At 59.5% G+C, this 10,872-nt stretch carries 11 protein-coding genes; 3 read left to right on the plus strand and 8 right to left on the minus strand.

From position 1 onward, the window contains the following. Positions 1–230: 230 nt before the first annotated feature. From B7L09_RS19045 to B7L09_RS19060, 4 genes are all read right to left on the minus strand, one after another. Positions 231–1,436 (minus strand): MFS transporter, encoded by a 1,206-nt coding sequence (locus B7L09_RS19045; RefSeq protein ID WP_094470152.1) that lies wholly within the window; start codon positions 1,434–1,436, stop codon positions 231–233. After that, entirely contained in the window at positions 1,429–2,406 is a 978-nt protein-coding gene (locus tag B7L09_RS19050; RefSeq protein ID WP_094470153.1) for a diiron oxygenase, read from the minus strand. Before B7L09_RS19050 ends, B7L09_RS19045 begins: the two co-directional genes overlap by 8 nt. Next, positions 2,403–3,482, minus strand: coding sequence for a SagB family peptide dehydrogenase (locus tag B7L09_RS19055; RefSeq protein ID WP_094470154.1), 1,080 nt, complete (start codon positions 3,480–3,482; stop codon positions 2,403–2,405). Before B7L09_RS19055 ends, B7L09_RS19050 begins: the two co-directional genes overlap by 4 nt. A 426-nt stretch (positions 3,483–3,908) precedes the next feature. Then, entirely contained in the window at positions 3,909–5,105 is a 1,197-nt protein-coding gene (locus B7L09_RS19060; protein ID WP_094470155.1) for a class I SAM-dependent rRNA methyltransferase, read from the minus strand. Between the two features lie 312 nt (positions 5,106–5,417). Between B7L09_RS19060 and B7L09_RS19065 the strand changes: the two genes are divergently transcribed. From B7L09_RS19065 to B7L09_RS19075, 3 genes are all read left to right on the plus strand, one after another. Next, positions 5,418–6,233 carry an HDOD domain-containing protein gene (locus B7L09_RS19065; protein ID WP_176457732.1) on the plus strand — a complete coding sequence of 272 codons (816 nt, stop codon included), beginning with the start codon at positions 5,418–5,420 and terminating at the stop codon, positions 6,231–6,233. Between the two features lie 45 nt (positions 6,234–6,278). Next, complete coding sequence (mutM, locus tag B7L09_RS19070; protein ID WP_094470157.1) at positions 6,279–7,091, plus strand: bifunctional DNA-formamidopyrimidine glycosylase/DNA-(apurinic or apyrimidinic site) lyase; 813 nt, start codon at positions 6,279–6,281, stop codon at positions 7,089–7,091. Between the two features lie 54 nt (positions 7,092–7,145). Continuing rightward, entirely contained in the window at positions 7,146–7,475 is a 330-nt protein-coding gene (locus B7L09_RS19075; RefSeq protein ID WP_094470158.1) for a multidrug transporter, read from the plus strand. Positions 7,476–7,631: 156 nt separating this feature from the next. On the opposite strand, the gene B7L09_RS19080 is transcribed toward B7L09_RS19075, so the two are convergent. The 4 genes from B7L09_RS19080 to B7L09_RS19095 all read right to left on the minus strand — a co-directional run bounded on the left by B7L09_RS19080 (position 7,632) and on the right by B7L09_RS19095 (position 10,849). After that, complete coding sequence (locus B7L09_RS19080) at positions 7,632–7,883, minus strand: YfhL family 4Fe-4S dicluster ferredoxin (RefSeq protein WP_048722619.1); 252 nt, start codon at positions 7,881–7,883, stop codon at positions 7,632–7,634. A 102-nt stretch (positions 7,884–7,985) separates the two neighbouring features. Next, the gene (gene coaD / locus B7L09_RS19085; RefSeq protein WP_007945531.1) at positions 7,986–8,465 is read right to left on the minus strand and encodes a pantetheine-phosphate adenylyltransferase; all 480 of its coding nucleotides are present in this window, start codon (positions 8,463–8,465) and stop codon (positions 7,986–7,988) included. Between the two features lie 114 nt (positions 8,466–8,579). Beyond that, entirely contained in the window at positions 8,580–10,175 is a 1,596-nt protein-coding gene (locus tag B7L09_RS19090; RefSeq protein WP_094470159.1) for a GMC family oxidoreductase, read from the minus strand. Between the two features lie 128 nt (positions 10,176–10,303). Further along, complete coding sequence (locus tag B7L09_RS19095) at positions 10,304–10,849, minus strand: twin-arginine translocation pathway signal protein (protein WP_094470160.1); 546 nt, start codon at positions 10,847–10,849, stop codon at positions 10,304–10,306. Between the last annotated feature and the right edge of the window lie 23 nt (positions 10,850–10,872).

Below are 10,872 nucleotides of genomic sequence, written 5' to 3' on the forward strand. Positions count from 1 at the left end.
CTAAAGGGGAGTGAGCTTCTATTGACGTCTGGAACACTCAGAAATGGCCGCGTGTCCAAAAGTTGCCACTCGCGTCGCGGGATCGCCGCGTGCTTGGGCTNGAGCTCATAAACCCGCCGGGGGATGACTGGCGATGAATGTCGCGATTCTACACGGCTGGCGTCAGGAGGGAATGCCGGGAAGCGTTGATCCGGCGCTGGCGCAACGTGCGGGATGACGACTGGCAGGTTTCAGCCCGTCTTCAGCGCCAGATGCCGTCGTGTAATCAAGACATTCAGGCCAAGACCCGTGGCACTCAAGGACAGGAAACACAGGGCAAGCGCCGTGGTCAGGTCTTCGGAAGCGAGGTTGATCACCACGCTGATCACACCGCCGCACATGAAAATAAGCACGCCGCCGACCGAGGTCGAGGTTCCGGCATTCTGTGGGTAGAGACTCATGGCTTTGGAGTTGGCGATGGGCCTGGCAATGGTGGTGCCCGCCGTACAGATCAGCATGGGTATCAGCACCGCTGCCGCAGAGAGCCCGAACTGATCCGCCAACCACAGCATGACCAGCCCTGACAAAGCGATCAGGCCCAGGCCAATGACTATTTGCGTGTTGGCCTGCAGGTGCCGGTGCAGAGCGCTGGCGACAATCCCGCCAAACACATAGGCCACGCCATACAGCAACAACGCCCAGGCAAATGCGTAAGGCGACAACGCCAGCCGCTCCATGAAAATGATCGGTGAAATGACGATGAACGAAAAATGGCAGGCAAAGGCCAAGGCTGAAATCAACCAATACCCCATGAATCGTATATCCGAACACAGCCGCCAATAAGCGCTGAAAAAACGTTCATGTGCGGTGGTATGAAGGTGAGGGTTTTCCCTGAGCAGAAAAAAGGCTTTAAACCAGACAATGATGGCCAGGCTGATAAACACATAAAAGCTGCCCTGCCAGCCTAGCTGTAATTGCAACCACGTCCCTAGCAGCGGCGAAATGGAAATGAACACCCCGCCGCCGGTCACCATCCAGATTCTGATTCGCTCCTGCTCCTTGCCGACGAACAGATCCTGAACCAGTGCCTGTGACAGGACAAAGGACCCGCAACCAACGGCCTGGACCACCCGGAAGAACAAAAACCAGCTGTATTCGCTGGACACCACACACCCTGTGGCTCCGACCACCGCAATCGCGATACCGGCCAGCAGTAGTTTTTTGCGCCCCCACAAGTCTGACAAGGGGCCGACCAACACCACGGACAACGCCAGGCCAATGGCGAACACGCTAACGGACAGGGCGATGTCGGACGGTGAGGTCCGAAAGTAGTCAGAAAGATCGGGAAAGGAGGGGAGCACCACATCCAGGGGAAAGACGCCGAGCAGCGTCATGGTCATCAACAGAATGACCATGGCACGTTGTTCGCCCCGGGCTACCTGTTTTCCGTCATTCATCGAGCAGCCCTGCCCTGGAGAACAGTTGCCGATTGGCAGGCAGATCGAAGAACCCCGCTTTTTTCATTGCATTGAGCGTCGCCCCTGCACCCGACCGGGCGCGCAGGCGCTGTGCTTGCTCGCCGGTCAAATCACCCAGGATCTGCGCGACAGACGCTTCACTCAGGCCGGCACTGCGCAGGCTTTCGCCAAGCCAGCGTTCATCGACTTCAAAGAAAAGCAGCAGGATTTCCAGGAGCGACCTGGCGGTGAATGTGCGTTGGCCGCAACTCAATTGCAGCCACAGATAATGGAACACTTCGCAAAAGTAGCGACTGTGCCGTGCCTCGTCGGCCAGGTGGTCCCTGAGCATTTCCTGAACGCTGCTCACCAGCGTGTCGCGGCAAACGTCGAGCAGTTCCTTGGCGATGATCGTCTCCGAAACGAAGCCGACGAGAATCCACGCCAGTGCTTTGTGCTTGTCCGGCGTGCGGTCGAGCAGGGCGTTCAGCCGGGCGATCCGCTGGGGCAGGACCGGGCGTTCAGTCATGCCGTAAATATCGGCAATCTGCTCGGCGAGGCTGTTGGAGAACAGCGCGTGATAAGCCTCATCGGTGTAGAGCTGCAGCGCGGCGGTTTTCATCCGTGGGGGGATGGAAACCCCCAGTTCGTTGTGCACGATGGTTTCCACGGAGCGGTTGACGATCCGGTGTTCGAGCAGGGTGGTGTAGTCGAGGAAATACACCAGATGGTTGGCGGACAGACGATGAGCGACTGCTCTGCCGGCTGCTTTGATTGCCGGATGATTCAGGTAAGGCAGAAACTCCGGCGCAAACCAGTGGCGGGTTTCCAGTTGCCGTTTCAGGTCCGGTGGCAATTGGTAGGTGTGTTCGCTGACCCGCACCGAGGCTCGGGTGTTCCAGTCTCCAAGGGTGAAGCGATGGGCCCATGAGGCTGGGGTTGACGCAGGGTCGATGAGGGGCTCGCTCATTGTTCCGCCCCCCGATTGCTCAGCAGCGCTTTCAACTCCTTGCACATCACTTGCCCGTCGCTCTGGCCGCAGCCGACAAAGAACAACGGTTGCTCTGCGCTGTTCTCAAGTCCAAGCAGCGCTTCGACCCGATCATCTGTCAATGCACCGGTCAGCCAGGTGTTCAATCCCAGCGAGGTGGCCGCCAGTTGAAAGGTCTGGGAAATATGGCCGGCCTCGACGTAGGCCATTCGGTACGCCCGCGAGTGTTCATATTTCCACCACAGCTTGTCGAATCGGCTGGTGATGAACAGGCCTGCGGGCAGGTTATTGATGAAGTGTTGACCACTCATCAGTTGTCCCAAGGGTTGGGAAGGCAGCGGATTAACCAGACTCAGTGAGTGCCCGGTGGGGTGATAGGCGTAGACACCGGGTGGCAGGCCGCTGACGTTTTGCACCAGCAAAAAGCCTTCGCAGGCATTCAGTCCGCCACCGGACGGGCTGCTGCGCCGGGCGCCGAGGCCTTCGACGATGCTTTCGTCGACGTCGTTTTCGCGCTCATGCAGATAGCCGAGGGACAGGTACAGCAACGTACTGACGGCCTCGAGGGAAACGGCTTCACCCGTGAAGGTGCGGCAGGTTTTCCGATTGACCAAGGCGTTTGCCAGGGAGCCTTCCGGCAGGCAGGAAGGTTTTGGCAGGGTAATCAGCTCGCATCCCAGGCGTTCCGAGCGCCTGGCTTTCGGTGAAGGCGTGCTCAGTACGTCGGTGCAATGATCAAGGTATTGTTTTGACCATTCATTAATGTTTTGCGGAATGTGTTCGCAAGGAATGTTCTTGGTGCCGATATGGAATATCTTCGACAGTTCGTCCCAGCCCCACTCGGTAATATCTGTTATTGCCGTTGTCAGTATTCCAGCACCCAGTAGCTGAGTGTCAATGGTATTGAGTTCGTTGAACTTTTCGGGATTGTCGATAAGTTCGGCCAGTCGAGTGGAATACTTCAGGTTCAGTTCAAACTGCTTGTGGTTTTTGTAATCCCAGACTATTTGGCCGGGCGTGCGAGGAAGTATGAATAAATGAGGGCTGATCTGCATGATGGGGGGTTCGCTCTGGGCAATGCCATAGAAAACGCTGGGTAGCCGGCACTCCCCAGCGTCTCATTTACTTAGCGGGCTTTAGGGGCAACCAGAAAAGCCAGATTGGCGATGCTGTTAGCTTCCAGAGTAATTGCTTTCATTTTGAACTCCTTGTAATTGAAAGTAAGTGTCACTTCGTGGTGACACGCTCAATCATAGAGTGTAATGAGCGCTTATCAAGGCGATATTGGGTAGGAAACTTCCAGTAATTTCGTCAGATCGATCTTGGTTATGAACAAGTTTTGTCAGTCAAATGTTAAATAGTGAAAGGCGCAGCGAAACGTCCTGCAAGTCCGTAGGATCGCAAGTGTAGGAAGTTTGAGCGGAATTCAATAACAGATAATAAAACGGGGAGCCATCTGGCTCCCCGTCAAACCGGTGTCATCAGCTGTTTGGCAGCAACCGGCAGGTGATGCTCTTGATGTAGCGGGTNTCTGCAATCGCCGGATGCACCGGGTGATCCGGGCCCTGGCCGCCGCGTTCGAGCATCTGGATATTGCGATCCAGGTGGCGCGCGCTGGTCAGCAGGATGTTTTGCAGGTCGTCTTCCGGCAGGTGCATCGAGCAGGATGCGCTGACCAGGATGCCGTCCTTGCTGAGCAGGCGCATGGCTTGCTCGTTCAGGCGACGGTAGGCGCCTTCGCCGTTTTTCATGTCTTTTTTGCGTTTGATGAAGGCCGGTGGGTCGGCGACGATCACGTCGAAGCGTTCTTCGCTGGCTTTCAGCTCTTTGAGGGCTTCGAAGACGTCGCCTTCAATGCAGGTCATTTTCTCGGCGACGCCGTTCAGCGCGGCGTTGCGCTCAACACCGTCGAGGGCGAAAGCGGAGGCGTCGACGCAGAACACTTCACTGGCGCCGAAGGCTGCAGCTTGCACGCCCCAGCCGCCGATGTAGCTGTACAGGTCCAGCACGCGTTTGCCTTTGGCATACGGGGCCAGGCGCGCGCGGTTCATACGGTGGTCGTAGAACCAGCCGGTCTTCTGGCCCTGGATGACCGGGGCTTCGAACTTCACGCCGTTTTCTTCCAGCGCTACCCACTCCGGCACCAGGCCGAACACGGTTTCAACGTAGCGGTTGAGGCCTTCAGCGTCGCGCGCGGCGGAGTCATTCTTGAACAGAATGCCGCTTGGCTTGAGCACTTGGGTCAGCGCNGCGATCACGTCTTCTTTGTGGGCTTCCATGGTCGCCGACGCGATCTGCACCACCAGGATGTCGCCGAAACGGTCGACTACCAGGCCTGGCAACAGGTCGGAATCGCCGTAGACCAGGCGGTAGAACGGCTTGTCGAACAGGCGATCACGCAGCGACAGGGCGACGTTGATGCGGTGCACCAGCAGCGACTTGTCCAGGGGCAACTTGATGTCGCGCGACAGCAGGCGTGCGCAGATCAGGTTGTTCGGGCTCATGGCCACGATGCCCAGGGTCTTGCCGCCGGCCGCTTCCAGGATGGCCTGGTCGCCTGCCTGGAAGCCATGAAGAGGTGTGGCGGCCACGTCGATTTCGTTGCTGTAGACCCACAGGTGGCCGTTGCGCAAACGACGATCGGCGTTGGCTTTGAGACGCAGGCTTGGCAGGGACATGACGTCGCTCCGGAAAAAAGAGCGGGAGTATAGCGTGTTGAGTGTGGTGGCGGGCCGGGCGAGCGATGAAACGCTGATGACGCCATCGCGAGCAGGCTCGCTCCCACAGGGTTAGCGCATGACTTGTAAGAGCGAGGCTTGCCCGCGAAAGCGATTTCGAATGCTATGCAGAAATGAAACTTTCGCCAATGTGTCGGCCGGTGTGTCGGATCCAACTTTTAGAAGCTAGAATCTGCGCCTGGCCCAGAGTGTGTACTTATGTCCCAAGAGCTGACCGCCGAGCAGATCCAACAGGCCCTGCAAGGCATCAGCGTGCCGCCTCAACCGCAAATCATGGTGGATTTGCAGATGGAGCAGTACATGCCCGACCCGGACCTGGAAGTGATCGCGCGGTTGATCTCCCAAGACCCAGGCTTGTCCGGTGCGCTGCTGAAGATCGTCAACTCGCCCTATTACGGCCTGAGCAACAAGATCGCCTCGATCCAGCGCGCAGTGAACCTGCTGGGCAGCCGCTCGATCATCAACCTGATCAATGCGCAGTCGATCAAGGGCGAGATGAGCGACGACACCATCGTCACCCTCAACCGCTTCTGGGATACNGCTCAGGACGTGGCGATGACCTGCCTGACGCTGGCCAAGCGCATCGGCGCCCAGGCCGGCGACGAAGCGTATGCACTGGGGCTGTTCCACGACTGCGGCGTGCCNNTGATGCTCAAGCGTTTTCCCAACTACATGACGGTGCTGGAAGAGGCCTACGCCAACGCCGGCCCCGACTGCCGGGTGGTCGACACCGAGAACAACGCGTTCAACACCAACCATGCAGTCGTCGGTTATTACACCGCCAAGTCCTGGCGCCTGCCGGAGCATGTGACCGACGCCATCGCCAACCACCACAATGCCCTGGCGATTTTCAGCGATGAGTCGTCGCGCACTCCGCAACTGAAAAACCTGCTGGCGATCCTGAAAATGGCCGAGCATATCTGCTCGTCTTACCGTGTGCTGGGTANTCAGACCGAAGACCATGAGTGGAACAGCATCGGGCATCTGGTGCTCGATTATGTCGGCCTCTCGGACTACGACTTCGAGACCCTCAAGCAAACGATTCGTGACCTCAGGACTCACCACTGAGCATCAGCGGCTTCATTTATTCGAGAACCCTGATGCGAGAACACCATGCCTGAACTGCCGGAAGTCGAAACCACTCGCCGCGGGATTGCGCCACACCTGGAAGGCCAGCGCGTCAGCCGGGTGATCGTGCGTGACCGTCGCTTGCGCTGGCCGATTCCTGAAGACCTCGATGTGCGCCTGTCGGGCCAGCGTATCGTGCTGGTGGAACGGCGGGCCAAGTACCTGTTGATCAATGCCGAAGTGGGCACCTTGATCAGCCACTTGGGCATGTCGGGCAACCTGCGCATGGTGGAAGTCGGTTCGCCGGCACTCAAACATGAGCATGTGGACATCGAACTCGAATCCGGCCTGGCCCTGCGTTACACCGACCCCAGGCGTTTCGGCGCGATGCTCTGGAGCCACGACCCGCACAACCACGAGTTGCTGATGCGCCTGGGGCCCGAGCCGTTGACCGACCTGTTTGATGGCGAGCGNCTGTTCCAGCTGTCTCGGGGGAGATCCATGGCGGTCAAGCCGTTCATCATGGATAACGCGGTGGTGGTCGGCGTCGGCAATATCTACGCGACCGAAGCGCTGTTCGCCGCCGGCATCGACCCGCGTCGCGAGGCCAAGAGCATTTCCCGGGCACGCTATTTGAAGCTGGCGATCGAGATCAAACGCATTCTGGCTGCCGCTATCGAGCGTGGCGGTACGACGTTGCGCGACTTTATTGGGGGTGACGGGCAGCCGGGGTATTTCCAGCAGGAATTGTTCGTCTACGGCCGGGGCAGTCAACCGTGCAAAGTCTGTGGCACCGAGCTGCGGGAAGTGAAGCTGGGGCAGCGCGCCAGCGTCTTTTGCCCACGCTGCCAGAGCTGAGACGTCCGACGGTCTATAGTCAGTGTTCTCACTGCCTAGCCGAAGGACCGTGCCATGAATTCGTTTCGAACCCTTGTTGTTGCGCTGCTGCTGAGCGTCGGTGCGCCAGCGCTGGCGGCAAGCAGCGGCAGCGGCAGCGGTGACCCGCGCTACACCATCCAGAATCCCCCGGCCTACGCCATGCTCGGCGACTTGCTGATCGCCCGACCCTTGCTGGTCGTGGCGACGGTGATCGGTGCCGGGGCGTTTGTGGTGTCGTTGCCGTTCACTGCCTTGGGCGGCGGTATTGGCGATGCAGGACAGGCGCTGGTGGTTGATCCGGCGAGGGCTGCGTTTGTGCGGTGCCTGGGGTGTATCGGGGAGGGGTTTGAGCAGCGGGAGTGAAGTCAGTTACTTCTTCGATGTACCTGATGGCTTCATCGCGAGCAAGCTCGCTCCCACATTAGACCGCGAGCAAGCTCGCTCCCACATTAGACCGCGATCAACTGTGGGAGCGAGCTGCTCGCGATGAGGCCGGCACAGACGCTGCAACGACCAGACTCAAGCCTTGCCGGTAATAACCCGATACTTCGCCATCAACTGCTCTTCAGTCTCCGGATGGGCTTCATCCAGCGGAATGCAATCCACCGGGCACACTTGCTGGCACTGAGGCTCGTCGTAGTGGCCGACACACTGGGTGCACAGGTTGGGGTCGATCACGTAGATCTCTTCGCCCTGGGAAATCGCAGCGTTCGGGCACTCGGGTTCGCAGACGTCGCAGTTGATGCAATCGTCGGTGATGATCAGGGACATGGAAACTCCNGCCAGGGCTGTCAGCCAGGGCGCAATAAACCAATGCGCGCAATTGTGCCGCATTGGCGCCCGCAGTGCACGCGGGCGCCGCTTGAGCGGTCGTTACTTCTTGAAGCGTTCGGTGAGGGCATCCGCCACCGCAGGGTGGACGAACTTGGTGATATCGCCGCCCAACGCAGCGATTTCACGGACCAATGTGGAGGAAATGAACGAATAACGCTCCGACGGCGTGAGGAACAGGCTTTCCACGTCGGGCGCCAGTTGACGGTTCATGTTGGCCAGCTGGAATTCGTATTCGAAGTCCGACACTGCACGCAGGCCACGCAGGAACACATTGGCGTTCTTCTCTTTGGCGAAATGCGCGAGCAGCGTCGAGAAGCCGACGACTTCTACGTTCGGCAAATGTTTAGTGACCTCGCGGGCCAGCTCCACTCGTTGTTCCAGGGGAAACAACGGGTTTTTCTTCGGGCTGGCAGCGACGGCGATGATCACATGATCGAACAGGCGCGCGGCGCGTTCGACCAGATCGCCATGGCCTTTGGTAATCGGGTCGAAGGTACCTGGGTACAACACTCGGTTCATCGCGTCGTCCTGGCGGAGTCCGTTGGGGAACCGGATGGTATCGCAGCCTTCCCGGTCGGCCAAGTCGCCTGTTGGGTAAGAAAGCACTATAGACGATTGGAATATTCTCCGTTTTCATGGGTTTTTCAAACGTTCGGCCAGCGAAGTCGCCAGTTGCGCCGTCAATCCGTACACCGACAATTGCGGGTTTGCGCCAATGCTGGTGGGGAACAGCGAGCCATCGTGGATCGACAGGTTGCGCAATTGGTGATGCCGGCCGAGGCTGTCGGCCACCGCGTTTTTCGGGTCTTCACCCATGGCGCAACCGCCCATTACGTGGGCGCTGCCCAGTGTTGTGCGGTGCAACTCAAGGCTCAAACCGTCGATCAACGTGCGCGCTTCGGCCAGGGTTTTCACGTAGCGCGCGTCGGCGTGCATCGGCATCACCGCGTTGGCGCCGCCGGCGAACTGGATCTCGGCCATGCTGTGAAAGGCCCGGCGCAAGCCGTCCCAGGCATAAGGTGAAACCTGATAGTCGAGCACCGGCGTGTTGTCGCCGCGCAATTCGACACTGCCGCCGGGGCTGTCCGGATGGAAGCCGTCGCGCAACAACGCCAGCATCGCGTGGGTGTGGGGCAGATTTTCCATGTGCCCGGCGTTTTCCTTGCCGAAACCGCCGAGCAGGGTGGAGGCCAGCGCCGGGTGCAGCGGCGGCACCTCCAGCTTGTAGGACATTTTGCCGGTAGTGCCGTCCAGCCATTGGAAGTGGTCGGAATAGATCGACTGCGGCGCACCGTAGAACGGGTTGATGACCTCGTCGAACAGCCCGGCGGAGAAGTTTACCAGGTGCAGGAACGTGCGTTTGCCCAGCCGCTGGTGCGGATCGGGCGCTTCCGAGCGCAGGAGCAGCGCCGGGCTGTTGATCCCTCCGCCCGCCAGCACGTAATGCCGCGCCTTGACCGTGATCGTGCGCCCGGTTGGCGCCACGCAACGGTCGTCCATCGCCACACATTGCAGGCCCGTGACCTTGCCGTCCTTGATCGAAAGTTTTTCGGCGCGGGCCAGGTACAGCAGCTCACCGCCTTTTTCCAGGGTCGCGGGAATGGTCGTGACCATCATCGACTGCTTGGCGTTGACCGGGCAGCCCATGCCGCAATAGCCAAGGTTCCAGCACCCGCGCACGTTGCGCGGGATCACATGCCAGGTGTAGCCGAGTTGCTCGCAGCCTTTGCGGATCACATCGTTGTTGGCGTTGGGTGGCACCAACCACGGCGCGACGCCCAGGCGTTGTTCCATTTTCTCGAACCACGGCGCCATCTCGGCCGGGCTGTGGCCTTTGACGTCATGCTCCTTGGCCCAATGCTCGAGCGTCGGCTCGGGCGTGCGAAAGCTCGACGTCCAGTTGATCAGCGTGGTGCCGCCCACGGCCCGGCCCTGCAGGATGGTGATCGCGCCGTCTTTGCTCATGCGGCCGATGCCCTCCTGGTACAGGCTGGCGTAGGCCTCGTCTTCCAGCAGTTTGAAATCGCTGCTGGTTTTGAGCGGGCCTTCTTCGATCAGCAACACCTTGTAGCCGGCTGCGCTGAGGATCTCGGCGGTAGTGCCGCCACCGGCGCCGCTGCCGATAATCGCCACATCGGCTTCCAGGGTCAGGTCGTTGCCTAAGNGCGAGCCGTCGTAGGTTTTCCAGCCTCGGGCCATGCCTTCGCGAAACGGGTCGGGTACGGGCATTCTCAGGTTCTCTTATTGTTTTGGATTCGGTTGTGACGCATCTGACGCCTTCGCGGGCAAGCCCGCTCCCACAGGTTTTGAGGTGCGAAAGTGGGAGCGTGGCTGCCCGCGATAGGGTCGACTCAGTCTTAAACGGTGGGCGGCCCCGGATACCCGCAATGCACCCACGATTCCGCGCGGGTGTACCACGCCATCATCACCAGTTGCAGCAACGAGCTGTGCCCCATGCGTAACAGGCTCAACGAACTGTTTTCCCAGCGATCGAGAAAGTGCCGAATCTGCTCGCTGCTGGCGTTTTCCCAACTGCCCCAGATCCCGGTCAACGGGCCGCGGGTGATACCCATACCCAGCACATCGAACAATTGCTGAGTGAGCTTGAGCATTTCCGGTGACAGGTGATTCAGGCTGTTATCCAGGCAGTGCAGGGTTTCATCGACTGCCGTCGGCATCTTCCCGGCCGCCACGGCGCCTTCGAGCATCACCGGGATCAGCGCCCGCAGAAACAGCAAATCGCCGCTGCGCAGAATCGCGAAACCACTGGCCGGGATGCTCGATGAGCAACCGCTGAGGCTCGCGCCCAATCCGGCCGTGGCCAGAAACGCACTCGCGCCGAGGCTGAATTTAAGCAGGCCGCGCCGTGACAGCGCGGGTGTATCGGACAGGCTTGGGCTCATTATTGTTATTACCCGAGGGTGTG

This window comes from Pseudomonas mandelii (assembly GCF_002251635.1).
Lineage (GTDB): Bacteria > Pseudomonadota > Gammaproteobacteria > Pseudomonadales > Pseudomonadaceae > Aquipseudomonas > Aquipseudomonas mandelii_B.